This is a genomic window from Stenotrophomonas muris (genome assembly GCF_052751275.1).
In genome coordinates this window covers 3,264,383-3,286,752 of the sequence record NZ_CP199879.1, presented here as the reverse complement: position 1 = coordinate 3,286,752, position 22,370 = coordinate 3,264,383, and the positions used below count along the sequence as shown (strand labels likewise).

At 67.3% G+C, this 22,370-nt stretch carries 25 protein-coding genes; 15 read left to right on the top strand and 10 right to left on the bottom strand.

The window, feature by feature from the left end:
* Positions 1-13: 13 nt before the first annotated feature.
* On the bottom strand, positions 14-775 hold the full coding sequence (locus tag ACUVWL_RS15340) for a hypothetical protein (protein WP_445978525.1): 762 nt from the start codon (positions 773-775) through the stop codon (positions 14-16).
* Between the two features lie 325 nt (positions 776-1,100).
* Here ACUVWL_RS15340 and ACUVWL_RS15335 point away from each other — a divergent pair, with 325 nt between their 5' ends.
* The 6 genes from ACUVWL_RS15335 (at position 1,101) to ACUVWL_RS15310 (ending at position 6,832) form a co-directional block, all read left to right on the top strand.
* Positions 1,101-2,027 (top strand): XVIPCD domain-containing protein, encoded by a 927-nt coding sequence (locus tag ACUVWL_RS15335; protein WP_445978524.1) that lies wholly within the window; start codon positions 1,101-1,103, stop codon positions 2,025-2,027.
* The gene (locus ACUVWL_RS15330; protein WP_445978523.1) at positions 2,024-2,659 is read left to right on the top strand and encodes a hypothetical protein; all 636 of its coding nucleotides are present in this window, start codon (positions 2,024-2,026) and stop codon (positions 2,657-2,659) included. Before ACUVWL_RS15335 ends, ACUVWL_RS15330 begins: the two co-directional genes overlap by 4 nt.
* A 2-nt stretch (positions 2,660-2,661) precedes the next feature.
* The gene (locus tag ACUVWL_RS15325) at positions 2,662-3,675 is read left to right on the top strand and encodes an XVIPCD domain-containing protein (RefSeq protein ID WP_445978522.1); all 1,014 of its coding nucleotides are present in this window, start codon (positions 2,662-2,664) and stop codon (positions 3,673-3,675) included.
* 183 nt (positions 3,676-3,858) lie between these two features.
* A complete protein-coding gene (locus tag ACUVWL_RS15320; RefSeq protein WP_445978521.1) occupies positions 3,859-5,004 on the top strand; it encodes a YncE family protein in 1,146 nt (381 codons plus the stop codon).
* A 144-nt stretch (positions 5,005-5,148) separates the two neighbouring features.
* Positions 5,149-5,724, top strand: coding sequence for a hypothetical protein (locus ACUVWL_RS15315; RefSeq protein ID WP_445978520.1), 576 nt, complete (start codon positions 5,149-5,151; stop codon positions 5,722-5,724).
* Between the two features lie 37 nt (positions 5,725-5,761).
* Positions 5,762-6,832, top strand: coding sequence for an XVIPCD domain-containing protein (locus ACUVWL_RS15310; RefSeq protein ID WP_445978519.1), 1,071 nt, complete (start codon positions 5,762-5,764; stop codon positions 6,830-6,832).
* Between the two features lie 63 nt (positions 6,833-6,895).
* Here the strand turns inward: ACUVWL_RS15310 and ACUVWL_RS15305 are convergent, their stop codons facing one another.
* Positions 6,896-7,312, bottom strand: coding sequence for an XVIPCD domain-containing protein (locus ACUVWL_RS15305; protein WP_445978518.1), 417 nt, complete (start codon positions 7,310-7,312; stop codon positions 6,896-6,898).
* Positions 7,313-7,387: 75 nt separating this feature from the next.
* A complete protein-coding gene (locus tag ACUVWL_RS15300; protein WP_445978517.1) occupies positions 7,388-7,867 on the bottom strand; it encodes a nuclear transport factor 2 family protein in 480 nt (159 codons plus the stop codon).
* Positions 7,868-8,088: 221 nt separating this feature from the next.
* Between ACUVWL_RS15300 and ACUVWL_RS15295 the strand changes: the two genes are divergently transcribed.
* Together ACUVWL_RS15295 and ACUVWL_RS15290 are read left to right on the top strand one after the other, a co-directional pair.
* The gene (locus ACUVWL_RS15295) at positions 8,089-8,901 is read left to right on the top strand and encodes an alpha/beta fold hydrolase (RefSeq protein WP_445978516.1); all 813 of its coding nucleotides are present in this window, start codon (positions 8,089-8,091) and stop codon (positions 8,899-8,901) included.
* 9 nt (positions 8,902-8,910) lie between these two features.
* The gene (locus ACUVWL_RS15290; protein WP_227864213.1) at positions 8,911-9,084 is read left to right on the top strand and encodes a hypothetical protein; all 174 of its coding nucleotides are present in this window, start codon (positions 8,911-8,913) and stop codon (positions 9,082-9,084) included.
* A 110-nt stretch (positions 9,085-9,194) separates the two neighbouring features.
* On the opposite strand, the gene ACUVWL_RS15285 is transcribed toward ACUVWL_RS15290, so the two are convergent.
* Entirely contained in the window at positions 9,195-9,875 is a 681-nt protein-coding gene (locus ACUVWL_RS15285) for a hypothetical protein (RefSeq protein WP_445978515.1), read from the bottom strand.
* A gap of 138 nt (positions 9,876-10,013) precedes the next feature.
* Between ACUVWL_RS15285 and ACUVWL_RS15280 the strand changes: the two genes are divergently transcribed.
* Together ACUVWL_RS15280 and ACUVWL_RS15275 are read left to right on the top strand one after the other, a co-directional pair.
* Positions 10,014-10,658 carry a hypothetical protein gene (locus tag ACUVWL_RS15280; protein WP_014645753.1) on the top strand — a complete coding sequence of 215 codons (645 nt, stop codon included), beginning with the start codon at positions 10,014-10,016 and terminating at the stop codon, positions 10,656-10,658.
* Between the two features lie 64 nt (positions 10,659-10,722).
* Entirely contained in the window at positions 10,723-11,691 is a 969-nt protein-coding gene (locus ACUVWL_RS15275) for a polysaccharide deacetylase family protein (RefSeq protein WP_180835731.1), read from the top strand.
* A 3-nt stretch (positions 11,692-11,694) separates the two neighbouring features.
* On the opposite strand, the gene ACUVWL_RS15270 is transcribed toward ACUVWL_RS15275, so the two are convergent.
* Entirely contained in the window at positions 11,695-12,615 is a 921-nt protein-coding gene (locus tag ACUVWL_RS15270) for a class I SAM-dependent methyltransferase (protein WP_258010663.1), read from the bottom strand.
* Between the two features lie 65 nt (positions 12,616-12,680).
* Positions 12,681-13,097: a hypothetical protein gene (locus tag ACUVWL_RS15265; RefSeq protein ID WP_014645757.1), complete on the bottom strand. Its 417-nt coding sequence runs from the start codon at positions 13,095-13,097 to the stop codon at positions 12,681-12,683.
* Positions 13,098-13,187: 90 nt separating this feature from the next.
* Here ACUVWL_RS15265 and ACUVWL_RS15260 point away from each other — a divergent pair, with 90 nt between their 5' ends.
* The gene (locus ACUVWL_RS15260) at positions 13,188-13,472 is read left to right on the top strand and encodes a hypothetical protein (protein WP_445978514.1); all 285 of its coding nucleotides are present in this window, start codon (positions 13,188-13,190) and stop codon (positions 13,470-13,472) included.
* Positions 13,473-13,557: 85 nt separating this feature from the next.
* Here the strand turns inward: ACUVWL_RS15260 and dmeF are convergent, their stop codons facing one another.
* The gene (gene dmeF, locus ACUVWL_RS15255; protein ID WP_032961767.1) at positions 13,558-14,517 is read right to left on the bottom strand and encodes a CDF family Co(II)/Ni(II) efflux transporter DmeF; all 960 of its coding nucleotides are present in this window, start codon (positions 14,515-14,517) and stop codon (positions 13,558-13,560) included.
* A gap of 48 nt (positions 14,518-14,565) precedes the next feature.
* Between dmeF and ACUVWL_RS15250 the strand changes: the two genes are divergently transcribed.
* Positions 14,566-14,850 carry a metal-sensing transcriptional repressor gene (locus ACUVWL_RS15250; protein ID WP_041863029.1) on the top strand — a complete coding sequence of 95 codons (285 nt, stop codon included), beginning with the start codon at positions 14,566-14,568 and terminating at the stop codon, positions 14,848-14,850.
* Positions 14,851-14,926: 76 nt separating this feature from the next.
* Here the strand turns inward: ACUVWL_RS15250 and ACUVWL_RS15245 are convergent, their stop codons facing one another.
* Entirely contained in the window at positions 14,927-15,298 is a 372-nt protein-coding gene (locus tag ACUVWL_RS15245; RefSeq protein ID WP_046428559.1) for a MerC domain-containing protein, read from the bottom strand.
* Positions 15,299-15,367: 69 nt separating this feature from the next.
* On the opposite strand from ACUVWL_RS15245, the gene ACUVWL_RS15240 reads away from it, so the two are divergent.
* Positions 15,368-16,693, top strand: a complete 1,326-nt coding sequence (locus ACUVWL_RS15240) for a GTP-binding protein (protein WP_014645761.1) — start codon at positions 15,368-15,370, stop codon at positions 16,691-16,693.
* 186 nt (positions 16,694-16,879) lie between these two features.
* Here ACUVWL_RS15240 and ACUVWL_RS15235 read toward each other — a convergent pair whose 3' ends face one another.
* Both ACUVWL_RS15235 and ACUVWL_RS15230 read right to left on the bottom strand, forming a co-directional pair.
* Complete coding sequence (locus ACUVWL_RS15235; RefSeq protein ID WP_346601663.1) at positions 16,880-18,487, bottom strand: ATP-binding cassette domain-containing protein; 1,608 nt, start codon at positions 18,485-18,487, stop codon at positions 16,880-16,882.
* 210 nt (positions 18,488-18,697) lie between these two features.
* Entirely contained in the window at positions 18,698-19,597 is a 900-nt protein-coding gene (locus tag ACUVWL_RS15230) for a LysR family transcriptional regulator (RefSeq protein ID WP_014645763.1), read from the bottom strand.
* A gap of 231 nt (positions 19,598-19,828) precedes the next feature.
* On the opposite strand from ACUVWL_RS15230, the gene ACUVWL_RS15225 reads away from it, so the two are divergent.
* Together ACUVWL_RS15225 and ACUVWL_RS15220 are read left to right on the top strand one after the other, a co-directional pair.
* Positions 19,829-21,007 carry a serine hydrolase domain-containing protein gene (locus ACUVWL_RS15225; protein ID WP_445978513.1) on the top strand — a complete coding sequence of 393 codons (1,179 nt, stop codon included), beginning with the start codon at positions 19,829-19,831 and terminating at the stop codon, positions 21,005-21,007.
* On the top strand, positions 21,004-22,188 hold the full coding sequence (locus ACUVWL_RS15220; RefSeq protein WP_014645765.1) for an MFS transporter: 1,185 nt from the start codon (positions 21,004-21,006) through the stop codon (positions 22,186-22,188). The genes ACUVWL_RS15225 and ACUVWL_RS15220 overlap by 4 nt, the downstream gene beginning before the upstream one ends.
* Positions 22,189-22,370: the final 182 nt, after the last annotated feature.

The following is a 22,370-nucleotide window of genomic DNA, read 5'->3' as shown; positions in this document are numbered from 1 at the left end:
CCGGGATCTCCATTCATTGCGATTGAGCGCGATAGCGGCTCAGAAGATCACGCACGCTGGTTTCCAGGCGTTGCCAGTCGCTCAGCATGACGCGTGCATAGTTCATCTCGATGGCAATGCTGTCGCCCACATCCACGATGGAATGGCGGCACATTGCGATCCGGCCTTCGCCGGCGCGTTCAAGTGTCTTTCCCTGAACTACAAGTCCGTCAGGAATGCGGTCTGCCGGGTCGCAGCTGATGAACGTTGTCAGTTGGCCCTCCACCGAGCGGGCTACATACCAGTCTGGCTCCATACCCGGGTTGTGCACGTAAGGCCTGCCCAGCGCAGCCTCCGAGTCCTTTGCATAGGCTGCCATCAACGATGGGTCGATCGCATACGGCGTCAAACCCCAGCGCTCGGGTTGTGCAACGCGCAGCGCAAGGTTCTCTACCGGGTCCCTTCGTTCCAGTGATCCCGGTGCGCTTCTGGCCTCACTGCTGGACCGACGTGCCAGATAGTTATGGATGGGAACGCGATCGATGTATCTAAGTTCGACCAGCACCTGCCGCCGGCTGTCCAGCGTGCTGCGCACCGGGCGATCACCGGGGGGCGCTGCATCGAAATCCGGCCAGAACACCGTGAGCATGACGCCCCCATCGGCCAGGGGGCCCGTCTGGTTGTAGTAGAGGTTGGCCGGGAACATGAGGCGGTGCGGGCCAAGCCGAGCTTCCACCGGCTGCGTCGTGTAGGTCTGTCCGCCCACCGTACGTGGGCTGGTTGCGGTTTCGGACATGGGGGTTCCGTTCGGGTCCTTTTCCGTGGATGGGGCCTTCGCGCAGGCGGTGGTGCTCAACACGGCCACCAGGGCGAAGGAAGCAAGCCGGCAAGCCGGTGCTCTGCTCATGGGCGATTCCCCTGCATGATCGGAACGACTATAGATCGGTGGAATGGCAAGCTCCAGTCGCAGCCGGGACCGCAGCCATCGCGGGGTCATTACTGCATGCTGGCTCACACATTCAGCAAGCCGCGATCGGTCGCCTCTATTCCTCCACCTGCCCCCCATCCCACCTATGCCATCATCCGGCCAGGACCGCAGCACCCATCAAGGCTGAACAGGCATGGAGCAGGCAACACGCTACACCGTAACCCTTTATCTGGCCGCGCCCGGCACCCCGCTGAAAAGTGGGGACATCTCTCCGCGCGGCCACATGTACCTGCAGGTCGCTGCGGGCGACGAGACGCACAGCTATGGCTTCGCACCACCGCGCCAGGCACCGGGCGAAACCCGCACCGGCTTGCAGTACGCGCAGGTGCGCCACGACGATGCCGACGAGCATCTGGACCCGTACTACAGCCGCACCCTGGAAATCACCGAGGAGCACTACGGCTGCCTGCGCGATTTCGCCGAGGAACCGGCCGAGTTCGAGTTCGATGTGGATCGCCCGGCCACCATCAACCGCTGCAGCGATTTTGTCTGGGCCGCGCTGCACTATGTCGGCCTGCATCCGCTGCCGGCGCCGCTGGACGGCGGCAGCAACCTGGGCGAGTTCGCGGTGCTGTTCAACCTGCCGGAAATCCAGTGCATCGCCGCGCCGTTCCCGGGCAGTGATCTGAATGCCGAGACCCATCATGCGATGCCCGAGCGCGAGGCCGAGCATCATCGCCAGGGCGACCGCGCCAGCGATGAGCCGCCGCCGACGCCGATTGAAGTGGCCGGCACGCTGCTGGACCCTTCGCATCCGGACCATCGCCTGTTCTCGCAGCTGATCCAGAAAGTGGCCGAACTGGACGCCGCGCACGGCCGCCCGTTCGATGCGGCCAGCCAGCGCATCAGCGCCAGCCTGCTGGTGCTGGCCAAGCAGAACAATCTCTCGCGCGTGGACCACGTGCTGCTCAGCCGGCCGACCCAGAACAGCCATGCCGCCGAGAGCATCTTCATCGTGCAGGGCGACCGCAACGACCCAGGACATCGCCGCGCCAGCATCGCCACCGAGGTGGCGGCCAAGACCGATGTAGCCGATTCGCTGCGGTTGAAGGAGCAATGACGCGACCACTGCGGCGGGGGCTGGTGGTACTGGCGGTGCTGGGTGCGCTGGCGGCATGCCGTGCGTCACCAGCGCCTGAGGTTGCGCCGCCCCTGCTGACGCGCGCACAGGCCGAGGCCCGCACGGTTGTGCCGTTCACGCGGGCCGTGCAGTTGCAGAAGGCCGGTCGGATTGCCGAGGTCACGTTTGACTTGCCGGCACCCCAGAAGCCGGCCATTCCGATCCTGAACATTGGGTTGCGGCTGCGGGATACCAACGCGCGACGGCTGCTGGATGCTTCGGAGAAGATCACTCTCGGACGTTTGCCAACGCGGCTGCGCCTGGAGCGGATTGATGGCAGCGCGCCTCGTCATGTGCAGCTCTGGCAGCGTACACGCGACGGACGCGACTCGCAGAAGATCGGGGATGATGGCGTGGTCACAGACCTGACGACGGGGAGTGTGGACATCAACAGCTTGGCCGAGGCCGGGTTGTACTCTGAAGACGTGCTCTATCGCACGCTGCAGTTGGCGCAGGCCGGAGGCATTGCACCCGGGCGCTACGTTCTGCGGGTCGACCTTGTGGAAGATCGACCCCAGCTGGACGGCCTGAAAGCAGAACTGATCGTTGGCTACCAATCACTAGGAAAGTAGACATGCACAAGGACGATGCCGAACGCTACAGCGTAACCATCCATCTGGCGGCCCCCGGCACGCCGCGCTACGGCCGTGATGCCGAGGGAAACAGGTTTCTGCTGGAGCCTTCGTTCGCGGGGCACATGTTCCTGTCGCTGCGCCGTTCGGGTGAACCCTTGCCGGAGAGCATTGGTTTCACCCACGCAGGCACCAAGGACGAGCCGAACAGGGGCAAAGTCGATGACATGGACGTGTCGGTCTACGACAAGCCCCGCTTCGAGCGCACGATCGAGATCAGCAAGGCGCAGTACGACCGCATCCTCGAGTTCTCGGCAGACCCGAAGAAGCACGGCTTCGACATGAACTACGACTTCTTCTCCAACGCCTGCACCGATTTCGCCTGGGGTGCCCTGAATCACGCAGGCCTGCGCCCGGTTGGGCTGGCCGGGGAGATCACCAATTACGAGGGCGCCACCAAGGTCCTGGACAACATCCGCGCCGTCAACGTCATTCCGCAGCAGGTGAAGGGCAGCGAGCTGGACAGGGTGCAGTGGAACCCGATGCCGAAGCAGACGTTCCGCGAGTGGATGTTCACCGAGAACGGCGAGCAGTGGCGCGGCAACAGCACCCTCGCGGCAAGCGGCACGCCCGCAGACCCGGCGCACGAGGATCATGCCCGCCTCAACCAGATCCACCAGCAGGTGGCCGACCTCAGCGCTTTCGGTGCACGCAACGGCAATGTCAGTGCCAGCCTCCTCGCGCTGTCGAAGGAGCAGCAGTTCTCGCGCGTGGACGAAGTGGTGCTGGGCGAGCAGCGCGGTGATACCGCGCCGAAGCTGTTCATCGTGCAGGGGGACCGCGGTGACCCGGCACACCAGCGCGCCAGCATGCCTGCGGAGCTGGCAGCGCAGGCACCAGTGGAGGCCTCGTTCGAACGGGTGGCGCAGATGCAGCAGAACCTGCCGCAGCGCGATGTGCAGCGGCTGCAGGAAGAGCAGCAACTGCAACAGAGCCACGGCCCGCGGATGGCATAGCCGGCGGGTAGCGCCAAGGTCGAACGTCTGCCATGCCCGCGCCGGCGCACGCCACGCCCCCCACCTGCTACCATTCCCCCGCAACCCCAGCCAGCCCACCCGCGCAGACAGATGCAGGTCGGGCCGTCGCAGTACGGCCCAGCGAGCCAGGACACCTTCCCGTGCCCATTCAAGGACGCTCGCATGTTCCGTACTCCTCTCTTCCGCTCGGCCGCCCTGGCCCTTGCTGTATCGCTCAGCCTCGGCGTGCCTTCGGCGTTCGCCGATAACGCGCCCGACGCCAGCGCCACCACCGCCGTACAGCGCCAGGCCGTGGCCAAGGGACTGTACGAGCTGGCCTACAGCCCGAAGCAGAACGCCGTGTTCGTGGCCTCCTCCGGCGGTTTCGGCGATGACGCCGGCCCGGCCCAGGTGCTGCGCCTGAATCCGGCCACGCTCGCCGTGGAAACCCGCATCCCGCTGGAGCGCAAGGCGTTCGGTGTGGTGCTGGATGACGCCCACAACCGCCTGTACGTGGGCAACACCGTGGACCTGTCGGTGACCGTGGTCGACACCGCGCAGAACAAGGCCGTCGGCACCATCCAGCTGATGGAGAAGAAGACCGGCAAGGACGGCAAGGCTGCCTACACCCACGACCTGCGCGAGCTGGTGGTCGACAGCGCGGCCAACCGCCTGTACGTGACCGGCCACAGCAGCCAGCCGGACGTGAGCAGCGTGCTGTTCGTGATCGATACGAACACGCTGAAGGTGATCAACACCATCGACGGCCTGGGCAATGCCAAGGCGCCGGGCCTGGCGCTGGATGCGGCCAACAAGCGCGTCTACACCAGCAACCTGTTGGCCGAGCTGGTGGTGGTGGGCACCGATTCGAACAAGGTGGTGGCGCAGCACAGGATCGCTGCCGAGCAGCCGATGAACATCGCGCTGGACCCGGCCGGCAAGCGCCTGTTCGTGACCGACCAGGGCTCGGAATTCCTGCGTGGCTACCAGGCCAAGAGCAGCGGCCTGGTCAGCAAGCATCCGGGCCAGCGCGTGCTGGTGCTGGACCGCAGTACCGGCAGGGAACTGGCCAGCATCCCGACCGATGCCGGCCCGCTGGGCATCCTGCTGGATGCACCGCGCAAGCGCCTGTACGTGACCAACCGCGAAGCCGGTACGGTTACCGCGTACAACAGTGACAGCTACCAGAAGGTGGCGACCTACAAGGTGCCGACCCACCCGAACAGCCTGGCGCTGGATGCGAAGAACAACGTGCTGTTCGTGAGCATCAAGAACGGCGAGAAGGATGACAAGGGCGCTGACGAGAGCGTGGCGCGCATCCAGCTGTAAGGCGCTGACGCAAGGCCCCGCTCCGTCACGCGTCGCATGAAGAAGGCAGGGCGCAGGCCTTGCCTTTTTCTTTGCTCGGTTGCAGTACCCAGCGCCAACCCGCTAGGGTTGAACCCCATGGCAGGGAGCCAAAGGATCTGAATCATGCTGGGTATCCACCGCTGGCTGCGCGTCGGCCTGTTGATCATGTTGAGCACAGGGCTGGGCGCCTGTTCCGGGCGTGATCCTGTCCCACCCGAGCCGCTGGATCTGGCGCAGCCGATCGCTGTGGATCAGCCGGGCCAAGGGGTGAAGTTCGAGTTCGAGATGAACGCGCGAAATTACATTCCACATCGCACCTACGCCGTGGAGTTGGAGTTACGGCGCCAGGGGGCGCGAAGGCCCGATGAGCCAGACGTGGGCGCATTGAGGGTCCCGTTCGAGGTGACCCTGCAGCAACGGGTCGCCGATGCCTGGAAGGATGTTCCCACCTACGACAGCTACCAGGCCGGGGTACTTAATGCAGGTGAGCCGCTTCCAAAATGGCATGCATCCAGCGAATGGCGGTATACGTCACCGCACATGGGCAGTGACGGCCAGTACACGCTGAGCCTGGTTGCTCTGCCAGTGGAGCCTGACACCCGCTATCGCGTTCAGGTTCGCACGGTAAAGGCCACGCCGGAACTGCAGCATTACTCGGCTCAGTTGCGGGTACATGCCGCCCGACTGCCAGGCAAGTAAACGACCTCACCACCGGAAGGAACGAAGGAATCAACTTATGGACAAGCCACGCTATACCGTAGAGATCGTTATCGCTGCTCCTGGCACGCCGCTGATCGACCCCAGGACGCGCAAGCAGGCCGTCGACGCGGAGGGCATTCCGCAGACGTCCGCCCCCGGCCACATGTTCTACGTCCTGCATGCACCCGGCGCGCCTGCGAAGAGCTATGGATTTGCTCCCAAGGAGCACGGAAGCGTGAATGGTCCTGGCACCATCATGGAGGACGACGCAACGGTCTATAAGGACCCGCGCTATACCCGCACGCTCGAGATCAGCGAAGACCAGTACAGGAAGCTCCAGCAGTTCGGATCGGACCCGGAGAAGTTCGGCTTCAGCAAGCACTATCAGGACGTGCGCAACAACTGCGTGGACTTCACCTGGGAAGCCTTGAACCACGCAGGCATCGAGCGGAAAAGAAGTATCGACGTGAACGCGCTGGGAGGTCCTGCTGGGCAGCTTCTTCCGGATGTCCGCATTCCCTTGGACATCAACGGGGCAGGCAAGGATGGATTCCGACCGCTGCGCAACATCCATGGCGTGGACAGCATTGATCCGCCGTTTCCGGACAGCGAGCTCAATCAGAGGAAAACCAATCCCATGCCGGAGCGTAGTTTCAAGCAACACATGCTGAGTGACGCTGAGGGCATGGGCGAACGAAGCGGTGATCGTCTGGCCCGGCACGGTAACGATCCGCTGCTCTCGCAGATCCACCGGGGCGTGGCGCTGCTGGATGCAGAGCGGGGCCGCGACTTCGACGCCACCAGCGAGAACATCAGCGCCAGCCTGTACGTCCTGGCCAAGGCGAACGGCCTGACCCAAGTCGACCATGTGTTGCTGAGCGATCGCACCGCGCAGGCCGACGCTGCGCAGAACATCTTCATCGTGCAGGGCGAGCGCAACGATCCGGCACAGCTGCGCGCCAGCATGCCAACAGCGGTGGCTGCGCAGACACCGGCAGAAACTTCGTTCGAGCGTGCCGAGCAGCTGTCGCAGTCTGCACAGGTGCGCACGCAGGATGAGCTGCAGCAGCGCCAGGTGCAGGAGCAGTCCGGTCCGCGCATGGCCTAGCGCAGCAAGCGCCACGGCGAGCCGCCGTACTCGCGCGGCCCCGCCAGCAACGCTGGAGGCGGCTCAGCCCAGACGGTGTGCCGGGTTCTGCTGCTGCTCCTGCTCACGGGCCTGCTGTTCGGGCACTAACCCCACGGCCGGCTGCTGCGGGGCCAACCCCAATTTCTGCATCGACTGCTCCACCGGCGTCTGCGCCGCCACGGCCGTCGGCATCATCGCGCGCAGGTGCGCCGGGTTGGCCGGGTCGCCCTGCACCACGAAGATGTTGTGCCCGGCCGGGTGCTGGCCCGTGGCGTTGCTGACCAGCACGTGGTCGACCTGCTGCAGGCCCTGCTCGCGGGCCAGCACAGTCAGGCTGGCGGTCAGGCGTTCGCTGGTCTGGTCGAACGCACGGCCATGCTGGGCATCCAGAGCGGACACGCCCTGGCGGATCTGCTGATGGAGGCCATAGTCGGGGTGGTTGGGGGTGAGTTCTGCCATGGCGATCGAACGGTAGCGGTGGGTCGGGGTGAACCCCGCCAGTATAGATCCGGCCGGTGAAGGGCGCCGGAAAGGTCAGTCCGCCGGCCGGTGGTCATAGCTGATCACCCGTTCGGCCAGCCAGTGCCCGTCCACGCGGCGCCAGACCTGGATGAAACGGGCCTGGCCGACCCAGTGCTCCACGCCGTCCTTGCCGCGCTCGTGGAAGCGGTGGTCGCCGATTTCCAGCGCCCGCTCGTCGTGCAGCGGGAATACCTGCAGCGAGGAGTCCACCAGCTCGCGCCGCAGGCGCCAGCCGCCCTTGCGCGCGTTGTCGCACAGGCTGGCCACGCTGCGGCGGAAGTCCTCGCGGTTGCTGGCCGATTTGCCATCCTTGTCATGGAAGAACTCCATATCTTCGGTGGTCATCGCGGCGGCCTTGTCGGCGTCGCAGGCCTCGAAGGCCATGGCGAATAGTTGGGTATCGGCCTGGCGGATCTGCTCGCGCAGGTCATCGGGCGGCGCTGGCGCGGCAACCAGGCCGGCGGCCAGCAGGGGCAGGGTGAGCAGCAGCATGGCGAAACTCCAGGAGACGGTGCGCGAAGGCTGGCATGCCGGTGACCGCGGCGGTACGGCCTTGCGACGAAACCGCCTGGGCGCGGTGCGAAGGCCGGCCAGGCCGGTGCGGCTTCGCGTGGCGGCATGTGCAGGCGATGTCACGAGGGGGCGTGATTCCCTCACGGCTGCCACAGGGCGCGGCCGCTAGCCTGCAATCCTCCCCTTCCACAGGAGCGCCCATGCCTGCTTCCCGCATCCGCCTGCACGTTGAAGATACCGGTGGCGACGGCCGCCCAGTGATCCTGATCCACGGCTGGCCGCTGTCTGCCGACGCCTGGAAGACCCAGGTGGCGATCCTGCGCGATGCCCAGTATCGGGTCATCAGCTACGACCGGCGCGGCTTTGGCCGCTCTGACAAGCCGGCCGACGGCTATGACTACGACACCCTGGCGGCAGACCTGGCGGGGTTGATCGAGGAACGTGACCTGCGCGATGCCACCCTGGTCGGTTTCTCGATGGGCGGTGGCGAGGTGGCGCGCTACGTGGCCAACCACGGCCAGGATCGCCTGCACAGTGTGGTGTTCGCTGCGGCAGTGCCGCCGTTCCTGCTGCGCAGTGACGACAATCCGGAAGGTCCGCTGACCCAGGACAAGGCCGATGAAATGCGCAGCGGATTGGAGAAGGACCGCGAGGCGTTCTTCGACGGCTTCACCCGCGACTTCTTCAGCGCCAACGGCCAGTTGATGGTGACCGAAGAGACGCGCCAGTCGGCGATCGCACTGTGCCATCAATCCGACCAGACGGCGGCGCTGGGCTGCATGAAGGCGTTCGCCACGACCGATTTCCGGGATGACCTGAAGAAGATCACGGTGCCGACCTTGATCCTGCACGGCGACAGCGATGCCATCGTGCCGTTCGAGGGCTCCGGCCAGCGTACCCACAAGGCCATCAAAGGCAGCGAGGTGGTGATCCTGGAAGGCGCGCCACATGGCTGCAACACCAGCCACGCCGACCGCTTCAATCTGGCCCTGCTGAACTTCCTGAAGCGCTAAGCTGCGGCCATGCGCCAGACCAGAACACCCCCGTGGAAGAAGCCCAACCCCAAGGGCCAGATGTCGCAACCGCTATCGGATGCGCAGAAGGCGGCGGCACGGCAACGTGCCGAGGAGAACGGGCGGCGCTATCCCAACCTGGTCGACAACATGTGGGCGGCGAAGCTGCCGCGTGGGTCGTGAATCAAAGGCTGGGTGTGGGCCTGGTGTAGCGCCGAGCCGATGCTCGGCTGGCGCGCGCAGCGCGTGCCGTCCGAGGAAAGGGCAAAGGGCAGCGGAGCACGGGTTCGGCGCTAAGGGCCGGGCAGTGGCTGCCAGTCCGCCTCCCTCCACGGTGCAACCTCGCGTTGCTGTACGTCAATGGCCTCGATTGGCAACCCGGCCAGCCGTGCCAGTTCCGCACGCAGCATTTCGGTGTCCAACGGCAGCGCGATGGCCACCTGCAGGCGGTCGCCCTGCTGCCGGACCTGCACGGGCACGACCGCATGGGCTTCATGCTCACCGCCGGTGCGACCGATCGGGTAGCGCATCGCCGTGGGCCGCCCCAGCTGTGCGAGCGCGGGTTGCCATGCCTCCAGCACGACGGGCTGTGCGGCCACGGGAACCTGCGCCTCGACGACGGTTCCCGCATAACCGGTGAGATTGTCCACCATCACCTGGACGCGTGCGCCATCGGGGATGACCAGCACGGTGGCGATCAGCGCCATCAGCGAGAGGATGGCCGCGGCGACGTGCCAGCTGCGGGGTGCGGTGGCGGCGCGGGTTGCCGTGCGCAGGCCCGGCTTGCGCCGCAGCTTGCGCGCGTAGATGCGTCGATCCTTCCTGCGGGGGCTGCTGCTGTGCTCCGGCAGGTTCAACGGGACGCGTGGCATCCGGGCGACGCGCGCATTGATCAGGCGCCAGAGCAGCCACCATGCGAGCACGAATGCCAGCAGTGGCAGCAGCGTTCGTACCACCAGATACAGCATCACCATCGGGAACATCCTGCTTGGCACACACGGATTCAATCAACCTCGTCATCGTAACGGCGCTGCGTGGTGCGTGTCGCATCCGCCAGCCGACACGTGCGAAGCGCTTGGTTAGGATGGCTCTTTGCTGTCATGGATGAACCGATGAGCGCCGCCACTTCCCGAATCCGCCGCATCTGTGGGCAGGGGCCGATCCTGTTGATGCTCCAGTGGGTCGCGCTGCTGTCTGTGGTGCTGGCTGCCGGCTTCTTCCATTACCGCGTGGAGCTGTTGCTGGAGCCGGTGACGGTGGCCTGTGGGGGGCCGGACGCGCAGGCGCGATTGCAGGTTGCCGAACAGGTGATGGCGCGTGCGGGCGCACTGGATGACTGGCAACCCCTGGGCTGGATTCCATGGGTAGGCCTGGTGCTGGCCTTGCTGGGGGCCATGGCGGTATGCGCAAGCCGTGCGCTGTGGCTGCGCGATCGGCTGCGCACGGCGAACGTGGCGCTTATGGTGCTGCACGGTGGCGCACTGGCTTTGGCCGGATGGGTGCTCCACCTGTACGAGGATGCGTGGAGTAATGTGGCGCGGCTGTCACCCACGGCGTGCCTGGTGGAGCTGGTGTCGGAGGGCGATGTACCGCTGGAGCAGGCGCAGCGCGTGGTGTTCCACATCCTGACGCGGGTGAACGCGCCACTGCTGCGTAATCCGGATGATCTGGCGCTGGTGTTGACGGTGCTGTTGTTGGCCGCGATGGCCGGCGGCGTTGCCCTGTGGCGTGCGATCGCGCGGGCCCGGGCGGGCTGAGCACGCTCGGCGGCGCGCGGCAATCGCGCTACAGTCGACGCCTCGCCACTCCAGGGAAGACCCGATGCGCTTGTTGCTGCGTGCGTTGCCGTTGTTGCTGTTGTCGCTGGCGGTGCATGCCGCCGAGGTGGACCGCCGTATCGCGGTGACCATCGATGATCTGCCGTGGGCACGGCTGGACCAGATCGTGCCGCCGGATCTGCAGGCGCGGCATGAAGCGTTGATGGCCCAGCTGCGCGAGGCTGGCGTGCCGGTGGTGGGCTTCGTCAACGAGAACAAGCTTGAGGTTGATGGACAGGTGCAGCCGACGCGGGTACAGATGCTGCGCGACTGGCGCGATGCCGGCTATGTGCTGGGCAATCACACGTACTCGCACATGGATCTGAATGCGAAGGGCCTGGCGGCGTTCCAGCAGGATTTCCTGCGCGGCGAGACGGTGCTGCGGCCGCTGCTGGCCGAGAAGGGGCAGGCGCCGCAGTGGATGCGCCACCCTTACCTGCGTGCCGGGCGCACCGCGGATGAGCGCGTGCAGATGGATGTGTTCTTCAAGCAGCATGGCTACCGCGTGGCACCGGTGACGGTGGACAACGGTGAGTGGGTGTGGGCGTTCGCCTATGCCAACGTGATGAACGAGCAGGCGGACTCGCCCGCGCGCGCGGCGACGCTGGCGCAGCTGCGCAAGGGCTACGTGCCGTACATGCTGAACAAGCTGGACTATTACGAGAAACAATCGCAGGCGCTGCTGGGGTACGCGCTGCCGCAGGTGTGGCTGATGCACGCCAATGAGCTCAACGCGGCCACCTTCGCCGAACTGGTGGCGGCCACAAAGCGACGCGGCTATCGCTTCATTTCGCTGGACGAGGCGATGCGTGACCCCGCGTATGCGCGGGGTGCTGAAGGCTACAACGGCCGCTATGGCCCGAGCTGGCTGCACCGCTGGGCGATGGCGGAGAACAAGCCGAAGGACTTCTACGCCGGCGAGCCCGAGGTGCCGGCGTGGGTGATGAAGCTGGCCAAGGTCGATTCGGAGTAAGGCTCAGCGCTTGACGGCCAGCACGCCGTCCAGCGCCAGTTCGGCCTTGAAACCAGCCTTTTCCAGGCGCTTGGCCACTTCACGCGGCACGTCGCGGCCGCTGGTCAGCTTGTTCGGCGCACCGGTGTAGTGGAACAGGCGGCCGCCCTTGCGGATCACGCGGGCGAGGTGGTCGTAGAACACCTGTGAGTACAGCTCGCCGGCGATGCCGAAGCGCGGCGGGTCGTGCAGGATCGCGTCGACACTGTTGCTGGCCACCTGTTCGATCTGCTGCGAGACGTCACCGTGGCTGAACTGCAGGCGGCCACCGGCGGCAGCCGAGTCCGGATCCGGCGACCACGGGTTGAGCGTGCGCAGCCACATCACATCGGCGTTCTTCTCGAACGAGCGGATCTGGCCGACACCGGCTTCCAGCGCACAGGCAGCGAAGTAGCCGAGGCCACCGCAGGTATCGAGGATGACCTTGCCGGCCGGGGCGACCAGCTCCACCTTGCGGCGTGCATCCTCGAACGGCGACAGCTTCGAGGTCGGCAGCATCTTGATGCCGTCGATCTCGAAGGTCGGTGCGCCCCATTCGGTCGGCACCAGCTTGATCAGCGAGCCGCTGTAGCGCGAGATCGGCGCGAAGTCCTCGCCATCCCAGTAGTACAGGGTGCGGTCCTTCAGCTTGCCCGGCCAGGGATAGGGCTGGCCCCGGAAGTGGAAGCCGTCCGCATCGAGCGCCACGCTGTCCTGGCTGCGCCCGAGGTCGAGCGAGCCCTGCCAGTCGGCGGCGCCCTTTTCATGGGCACGGCGCAGGGTATCGGCGCTGTCGCGGGTCAGCAGGGGGCCGGTGTAATGGGGCACGGCGGGTACCGGGGCGGTTCGGGGGAGGGCATGGTACCGCAGCTGTTGTAGAGCCGAGCCCGCCCTAGGCTCCACCATGCCTGCATCCACGCATGGCGTGGATCTACTGCAAACGTAGCCGAGCGTGGGCTCGGCTCTACAGTTCAATCGCACTTCACCGCATACACCGGCCCAGCCCCGATCAGCATCAGCGCCATGTAGTCGCTGTCGCTGGCCTTGCCCTTCAGCGTCGCGCCCTTGTTGAAGTGGAAGATGCCGAAGCCGCCGGACATGCGGATCAGGGCACTGTCGATCTGGTCGGCGTCGTCGCGAAAGTAGCGGCTGATCTCGCTGGACGTGGCCTTGTGCAGGGCGTTCGGTTCGCGCTGCCACTGCTCGCCACGGCTGAAGGAAACGAAGTACTGGCCGCCTTCCTTGTCGATGCGGAAGTCGGCGGGCTTGCGCGCGCCGGTGGCGAAGCAGCCCTGCAACGGGTCGGCGGAGAAGGGAAGCCGCGCATCGTCGCCGCAGGCAGTGAGCAGCAGGAGGGCACCGGGCAGCAGCAGGCGGAGCGTGCGCATGGGATGTCCCTACAGGGCAGGTGCGGCTAGTGTAGGCAGCACGCGGGCGCGGCCCGTACAGGAATTCGGCAAGGACACAGGGGTTTTCGGATGACGCAGGGCAAGGCACCGTGGTGCGGCGTGGCCAGTTGGCTGGGGATTGCTGTGGGGTGGGGCGCGGGCACCGTGGCGGCGCAGGCGGCAGTCGCTGCAGGCGGCAATGGCATGGCCGCTGGGCTGGGCGTGGGCGTGCTGGGCGCGGCCTTGGTGGGCGGCGGCCTGGCAGTGGCCGCGCGCGTGCGTGGCGAGCGCTGGCCATGGATCGGCATCAGCGGTGCGGTGCTGAGCGCGCTGCCGCTGCTGATGTACCTGCTGCGGATGATGCTGAAGCTCTGACTGTAGAGCCGAGCCGTGCCCGGCTGATGGCCTGCGGCAGCCGAGCATGGCTCGGCTCTACAAGTGCGACGGCAGTCGGACCAAATCAGCTGCGGTGGATCTCCACCGTTACATGCACCAGTTCTTCGTGGATGGCCAGCGCGTTGCGCACGGTATCGGCATCCAGCGTGGCGTCACTGGTGACCACGCTGGCGCTGACCGCGTACTTGCCGCGACCCACCTGCCAGACGTGCAGGTCGGCCAGGCGTGCCGGCCACGGGCCCTGTTCGATCACCTCGCGTACTTCGGCCACCACCGGCGCGTCCATCTGCGCGTCGAGCAGGATGCGGCCGCTGTCGCGCAGCAGGCCGACCGCCCACACCGTGACCAGTACGGCGCCGACCAGGCCCATCACCGGGTCCAGCCAGGTCAGGCCGAGCAGCTTGCCGCCGAGCAGGGCGACGATGGCCAGCACCGAGGTGGCGGCGTCGGCCAGCACGTGCACGTAGGCCGAGCGCAGGTTGAGGTCGTGACCGTGCGCATGGCCGTGGTCGTGGTGTTCGTGGCCATGCCCGTGGTCATGGCCATGGTGATGATGCGCGTGGCCCGGGCTGTCGTGCAGCCACCAGGCACACAGCAGGTTCACGCCCAGCCCGACCGCCGCGATGGCGATGGCTTCGTTGTAGTGGATCGGTGCTGGTACCCACAGCCGCTCCAGCGACTGCACGGCCATCAGCGCGGCCACGCCGAGCAGGGCGATGGCGCTGGTATAGCCGGCCAGGATCTCGATCTTCCAGGTGCCGAAGGCGAAGCGCGGGTCGTGCGCGTAGCGGCGTGCGCAGCGGTACGCAAACACCGAGAGGCCCAGCGCCAGCGCATGCGAACTCATGTGCCAGCCGTCGGCGAGCACGGCCATGGAGTTGAACCACCAGCCGCCGACGATCTCCACGACCATCATGCTGACGGTGAGCCACAGGGCGCGGCGGGTATTGCGTTCGGCCAGCGGGTTGCCGTCGTCGAAGCGGTGTTCGTGGCGACGGGCGGCGGCAAGGGCGTCCAGGTGCATGGGGGCCAGCGGTGGAGTGGATACCCCCATAGGGTATATGATTCCGGCATGGCTCATGTACACAAGCATCGAAAGCAGTTGCTGACCCGGGTGCGCCGCATCGGCGGCCAGGTGGCGGCGTTGGAGCAGGCGCTGGACAGGCCGGAGGGTGAGGCCGGCGACTGTGCGGACGTGCTGGTGCAGGTTGCCGCCGTGCGCGGTGCCGCCCATAGCCTGCTGATGGAGCTGCTGCACGAGCACCTGCAGGAACACGTGGTGGGCGCCGAAGACCCGCAGCAGCGGGCGGCCGAGGCCCAGGTGCTGGTCGAGCTGCTGCGCCGCTACGGCAAATGACCGGGTAGTGCCGGCCGCTGGCCGGCGACTGCAGGTTGTCTTCCCCGTTCATGAGGTTGCCGGCCAGCGGCCGGCACTACCCGTGGCGGTGTCGCGCGTTCCAGATATGCGTGGCGGCCAGCAGCAGGCTGCCGGTGACCGTCATCGGTGTTTCCCAGTCGTGCGAGGGCAGCGCCAACGCGCCGGCCAGCAGCAGGCCGAGCCCGGCGCCGGCGGTGGCCCAGGCCAGCACGGGCAGCGGGTGACGGCGTTCTGCCCGCCACAGCGCGTAGCCGGTCAGCGGCAAGGCGATGGCCACGAACAGCAGATGCACCCATTCCGCTTCGGCCCACGTGCCGAACAGCGGCAGCGCGGCGGCAAGCAGGGGCAGCGCCAGGCAGTGCAGCAGGCACAGGCTGGACAGGGCGACCGCGCTGGCATCAAGCAGGGCGGCAGAAGGCGACTTCATGGGGGGAGGTTCCTTGCGCAGCAATTGTTATACAGTAACATTTCCGTTCCGCAGCCAACCCGCTCCGACATGAACACTGTTTCCCGCGCCGACCGTCGCCTTCCGGTCACCGTGCTGTCCGGCTTCCTCGGGGCCGGCAAGACCACCCTGCTCAACCAGATCCTGCGCAACCGCGAGGGCCTGCGTGTGGCGGTCATCGTCAACGACATGAGCGAGGTCAACATCGATGCGCAGCTGGTACGCGAGGGCGGCGCCGAACTGCGCCGCACCGAAGAGACGCTGGTGGAGTTCAGCAATGGCTGCATCTGCTGCACGCTGCGCGATGACCTGCTGCAGGAAGTGCGGCGCCTGGCCGATGCGGGGCGCTATGACTATCTGCTGATCGAGTCGACGGGCATCGGTGAGCCGATGCCGGTGGCGGCCACCTTCGCGGTACGCGACGAGCAGGGCTTCAGCCTGAGTGACATCGCGCGCCTGGACACGATGGTGACGGTGGTGGATGGCAGCGCGTTCCTCGCCGACTTCGGCTCGACGCTGCGCCTGGCCGAGCGTGGCCAGCAGGCTGGGCCGGATGACGATCGCGGCGTGGTCGACCTGCTGTGCGAACAGGTCGAGTTCGCCGACGTGATCGTGGTCAGCAAGGTCGATCAGACCGATGACGAAGTGCTGCAGGACACGCTGGCCGTGCTGCGTGGCCTGAACCGCGACGCGAAACTGCTGCTGTCCAGCTTCGGTGACGTGCCGCTGGCCGAGCTGCTGGACACCGGTCGCTTCGACTTCGAGCGTGCGCAACGTGCGCCGGGCTGGGTAAAGGAGCTGCGTGGCGAGCACACGCCGGAAACCGAGGAGTACGGCATCGCCAGTTTCGTCTACCGCTCGCGGCGACCGTTCCATCCCGCGCGTTTCGCCCGCGCGTTGCAGTCGGGCATGCCGGGCGTGATCCGCAGCAAGGGCTGGTTCTGGCTGGCCAACCGCATGGACTGGGTGGGCGAGCTGAACACCGTGGGTGCCGCGACGCGGACGCAGGCGGCGGGATTCTGGTACGCCGCACGCGATCGCGTGCGTGCCGGGCTGGAGGACACGCCGCCGTTGCTGCCGCCCACGCCGCTGCCGTACAGCGACCTGGGCTGGGCGCGGCAGCAGGCCGATTGCTGGAGCGCACCGTTGCCGGGGCCGGAAGACTTCCCGGATGCGGCCGCGCACTCGGCGATGCAGCGCCTGTGGCACCCGTTGTGGGGGGATCGCCGCCAGGAGCTGGTGGTGATCGGCGTGCACATGGATGAGCGTGCGGTACGTGCGGAACTGGATGCCTGCCTGCTCAACGACCAGGAGCTGCGTGCGGGACCGCTGCTGTGGCATCAGTTGCCGCAGGCGTTCCCGGTGTGGAAGCGGTGACGGTGCACTGAGGATCGATGGGTTGCCGGCCAGCGGCCGGCACTACCCCTGGTCGATATGCCATGCGTGGATGGATGCATGGCGGAGTCGAGCATGGCTCGACTCTACAATGTGATCCGTCGCGGCCAATCCTGTAGAGCCGAGCCCATGCTCGGCTGCTGCAGTAGATCCAGGCATGGCGTGGATCTACAAGGCGTCACGCCACTGCCAACCCTCGGCGCTCACCTGCAACACCTGCGTCGGCTGCAACGCCTGCAGCAGGTGCCGGTCGTGGCTGACCATCACCAGCGCGCCCGGCCATGCCACCAGCAGTTCTTCCAACGCCTGCAGGGCACCCAGATCGAGCGCATTGCCGGGCTCGTCCAGCAGCAGCATCTGCGGTGCGGGATCGGCATACAGCACGCTGGCCAGCGCGCCTTTCACCCGTTCGCCATCGCTGAGGTGATGGGCTGCACGCTGGATGCGCTGCGCGTCCAGCCCGAGCAGGGCCAGCCGTGTGCGCAGTTCACCGGTATCGGCCGCCGGGTTGGCAGCCTGCACGGTGTCGAGAATGCTGCGCTCGCCGGAGAGCCCCAGCAACTGCTGGTCGAGCAGCGCCAGTGGTGCATGCCGTTGTACGTTGCCACTGCGTGCAGGCAACTGGCCGGCCAACACGCGCAACAGCGTGGACTTGCCACTGCCGTTGTCACCAACCACGGCGATGCGCTGGCCGCGGCGGATGTCCAGCTGCAACGGCGCGCGGCAGCCATGCGGCAGCACCAGCGACTCGGCCTGCAGCAGGCGTGCGCTGCCGCGTTCCCCCTCGCCGGCAAACAGTGCCAGCTCCGGTGTGGCGTGAACCGCCGAGGCTGCAGCGCGCAGCTGGTCTGCGCTGGCCTGCAGGCGCTCGGCCTGTACCTGCTGTGCGCGGCCGTGGCTGCCCTCTGCACGTTGTTTCTGTCGGCCGAGCAGGATCGGCGCCTGGTTGGCCTGCTTTGCATCGCGATTGCCACGTGCCTGGCGTTGCTGCTGGCGTTCGTGCTGTTCGCGCGCACTGCGCTGCTGCTGCCGGTGCTGGGCGCGGGCGTGGTCGAGCTGTGCCGCGGCCGCTTCGCGTTCGGCGGCACGCGCGTCGGCGTAGTGCTGCCACGGCCCGCCATAGCGATGCAGCCCGCGCGCGTCGAGCTCGACGATCTGCTGCATGTGCGCCAGCAGTTCGCGATCATGGCTGATCACCAGCAGGCCGCCGCGCCACTGCTGCAACCGTTCGTACAACTGCTGGCGATGGCGGGCATCGAGGTGGTTGCTGGGTTCGTCCAGGATCAGCCAATCAGCGCCGCTGGCCCAGGCGCCGGACAGCGCCACCTGCATGGCCTGGCCGCCACTGAGGCGCCCGGCGGGTTGGGCCGGATCGAGGTCGTCGGGCAGCCGTAGCGCCTGCCATTGCTGCTGCAGGCGCTCGCGCAGGTCCCAACGCTCGCCGACGCAGGCGAAGTCGGCCTCGTCCACGCTGCCGGCTTCGATGCGTTGCAGCGCGGCCAGTTCAGCGCCAACGCCGGCCAGTTCACCGACCGTGCCAGCGGGTGGATAGCCGGGCGTCGGCAACAGGAACACGCGGCCGCTGCCGCGTACCTGCCCGTTCTCTGGCTGCACCCGGCCGGCGAGCAGGCGTGCGAGCACGCTCTTGCCAGCGCCATTCGCACCGACCAGGCCGGTGGCGACCGGATCGAAGGAAAACGTCAGATCGGAAAACAGCGGGCGGCCGTCGGCCAGTCGATACGACACGCGATCGAGCGTGAGGGAATGCGGGGTCATGCGACCTCCATGGATGCCGGGTTCTCCCCTGCGCGCAGGGGCGGGAAGAGTCAGGCCGTCTGATGGGAAGACGGCGGCATCAATGGCGCATTGGTCGCGAGCCTCTTGGAGGAATGAGGGGCCAGTATAGCGGGACTGGCTGAATGGCTGCGTGCAGCGGTAGAGCCGAGCCATGCTCGGCTGACCTTAAGCACCACGCATGGCGTGGATCTACGGCACGGTACCCAGGCGGGCGCCGACGAAGTCGATGAACACCCGCAGCTTCGGCAGTACGTGTCGGCCCGAAGGCCACAACAAGTGGAAGGTGCCGCAGGAGTGCACATGATCCTCCAGCACGGTGACCAGGCGGCCGTCGGCCAGCGCATCGCGCACCGAGTGCACCGGCACGAAGGCCAGGCCGACATCACGCAGTGCCAGCGCCACCCGCGCTTCGATGGTGTTGGCCACCATGTGCACCGGAAGTTCCTGCGGTGCTTCGTCATCGGGCCAGTGGATCGGCCACGGCTCCAGCTTGCCGGTGCTGGGGAAGCGATAGTGCAGCAGCGTGTGCTGCATCAGTTCCGCCGGCGTGCGCGGAACCCCGCGGCGCTGCAGGTAGCCCGGCGAGGCGATTACACGGCGCGGGAACACCCCCAGCCGGCGTGCGTTCATCCGCGAGTCGCTGGGTTCACCGACGCGCAGCACCGCATCGAAGCCTTCCTCGATGACATCGACCAGGCGGTCGCTGAAATCCAGGTCGAGGCGGATGTCCGGATACGCCGCCATGAACTCGGCCATCAACGGCAGGGTGAGATCGCCGACCAGCGGCAGGCTGATGCGCAGCGTGCCGCTGGGCGTGGCGTGCGGTTGTGCCAGCTCGGTGCGTGCGGCATCGCGCTCGTCGAGGATGCGCCGGCAGCGCGCCAGGAACAGCTGGCCCTCGGCGGTGAGCGTGATGCTGCGCGTGCTGCGGTGGAACAGGCGCACGCCCAGTGCATGCTCCAGCCGGGCAACGCACTTGCCGGCGGCCGATGCGGAGATGCCCTGCAGGCGCCCGGTCTCGACGAAGCTGCGCGTGTCGGCGGCGTGCACGAAAGTCTGCAGGTTGGCGAGATTGTCCAGGACTGACATCGGCGTAGGGGCAATGAAAGCGGCAGGGTAGGGGCGGCGTGATCACGGCGGGCGGCGCCGCTACCGCAACACTGTGGTGCAGGGTGGGGGGCGCCTGCTGTTGCGGCCTTGCAGTTCCGGCCATCATGCCGATTGCGGACTCCACGGTCCATGATGCCCGGAGCCGCAACCGGCTTTTTGCACCGCGCCGTGCTGCCTAACGTGGCGGGCCTCTCCCCACGGATCACCGCGATGAATGCCGCTCTTTCCCTCGAACCTGCACCGATGCTGCCTTCGGTGCAGCGGCTGCTGCAGCAGGTCCACCCGACGCGCCTGGTCGGTGCGGTGGTGCTGGTGTGCGAGCACGGCGTGCTGCGCCATGCCAGCGCGACCGGGCAGGCCGATCGCGAGTCGGCCCTGCCGATGCAGCGCGACCAGCTGTTCCGGCTGGCATCGGTCAGCAAGCCGCTGTTGAGCACGGTGATCCTGCGCCTGGTGGCCGAGGGCGTGCTCGACCTCGATGCGCCGGTGCGGCGCTGGCTGCCGGACTTCCGGCCGGCGCTGGCCGATGGCCGCAGGCCGCCGATCAGCCTGCGCCAGTTGCTCAGCCACAGCAGCGGGCTGGGCTACCGTTTCCTGGAAGCCGATGCGCACGGACCGTACGCCCGGGCCGGCGTCAGCGATGGCATGGACGCCAACCCGGTGTCCCTGGCCGAGAACGTGCGCCGTATCGCACAGGCGCCGCTGTTGTTCGAACCGGGCAGCCAATGGCTGTACTCGTTGGGCGTGGACGTGGCCGGTGCAGTGGCCGAAGCGGCGACCGGTGAAACGCTGCAGGTGCTGTTCAAGCGTTTGCTGGCTGCCCCCCTGGGCCTGCGCGATACCGCGTTCGCCACGCGCGCTGCCGCACGGCTGGCCACGCCGTATGTGAGCGACACGCCCCAGCCGCATCGCCTGCAGGAAGGGGAGGTGGTCGCGCCGTTCGAGGGAACGGTGGGCATCGAGTACAGCCTTGCGCGTGCCCTCGATGCCAGCCGTTTCGCTTCGGCCGGCGCCGGCCTGGTGGGTACTGCCGATGACGTGATGTCGGTGCTGGAGGCGCTGCGTGACGTGCAGCGCTCCGGCCTGGTGCCGCCCGCGCTGGCGGCAGAGATGGCCAGCCCGCAGGTGGGCGAATTTGGGCCGCCGGAACCGGCCGGCTGGGGCTTCGGGCTGGGCTTTGCAGTACTGCGCGAGGCCGCTGCCAGCGGCACGCCGCAGCGCGAAGGCACCTGGCGCTGGGGCGGTGCTTATGGGCACAGCTGGTTTGTTGATCCGGCGCGTGGGCTGAGCGTGGTGGCGCTGACCAACACCCTGTACGAAGGCATGGATGGTGCCTTCGTCGATGACCTGCGCGATGCGGTCTATGCAGACCTGGAGGCTGCGCGATGAGCGGCCACGCCATCGATGCGGCCAGCCCGGCCGGTGAGGCCACACGCTTGCCGTGGGCGGGCCTGCTGGCGCTGGCCGGCGGCGGCTTCATCACCCTGTTGACCGAGACCCTGCCGGCCGGCGTGCTGCGACCGATGGGCGACAGCCTGGGCGTGAGTGATGCGGCGGTGGGCCAGCTGGTGAGCGTGTATGCGCTGGGCTCGGTGATGGCAGCACTGCCGATGACGGCGTTGACCCAGCGCCTGCCGCGGCGTCCGCTGTTGCTGGCGGCCATCGCCGGCTTCGTGGTGGTCAACACGTTGACGGCGCTGAGCAGCAGCTATGCGCTGATCCTTGCTGCGCGTTTCCTGGCCGGCGTGAGCGGTGGCCTGCTGTGGTCACTGGTGGCTGGCTATGCCGCACGCATGGTGGTGCCGTCGCTGCAGGGGCGCGCGATCGCGGTGGCGATGGTGGGATCGCCGTTGGCGCTGTCACTGGGCGTGCCGGCCGGTACGTTGCTGGGCCAGCAGGTCGGCTGGCGCTGGGCGTTCGCGTTGATGAGCGTGCTGGGCGTGGGCCTGCTGGCGTACGCGCGCTGGGCACTGCCGGCGCTGCCAGCGGCCGGTGCCGGTCAACGTGCGTCGCTGGCCAAGGTCTGGCGCATGCCGGGCGTGCGCAGCGCGCTGCTGGTGATGGTGCTGTACGTGCTGGCGCACAACGTGCTCTACACCTACATCGAACCGTTGGCGGTGGAGGCGGGTGCCGGCCCGTGGCTGGACCGGCTGCTGCTCGCCTTCGGCGTGGCGGCGATTGCCGGCATCGGGATTGCTGGTTGGGGCGTGGATCGCCACCTGCGTGCGCTGGTGTGGGCGGCGGTGATCGGCTTCATCGTACCGGTGCTGGCCTTGCTGGTATGGCCCGGCGTGGCCAGCGCGCTGCTGCTGGCGACGATCCTGTGGGGCGTGGCGTTCGGCGCGGTGCCGACCCTGTTCCAGACCGCCTTGGCACGACGCGCCGGGGCCGCTGCGGACCTGGCGCAGTCGATGCTGGTGACCGGCTGGAACCTGGCCATTGCGGCCGGCGGCGTGGCAGGCGGCGTGCTGCTGCAGGCCAGCGGCCCGAGCCAGCTGGGATGGTTGCCGCTGCTGTTGCTGGCGGTGACCGTCGCGTGGTTGCTGGCACGGCCGAAGGCGTGGGCGTAGGCGGCGCTCAACGATGATGCGGTGCCGGCCAGCGGCCGGCACTACCGTGGGCCGCGCCATCCTCGCATGGCGTGGATCTACCGAGCGCAGCGACCCGCGTTTGCTTCTTCTGTTGATTTCGTGGTGGGACCGCCGCCAGAACCTGTCAGAGACCGTCCCGGCCAACGCCGGGATAGCTGTAC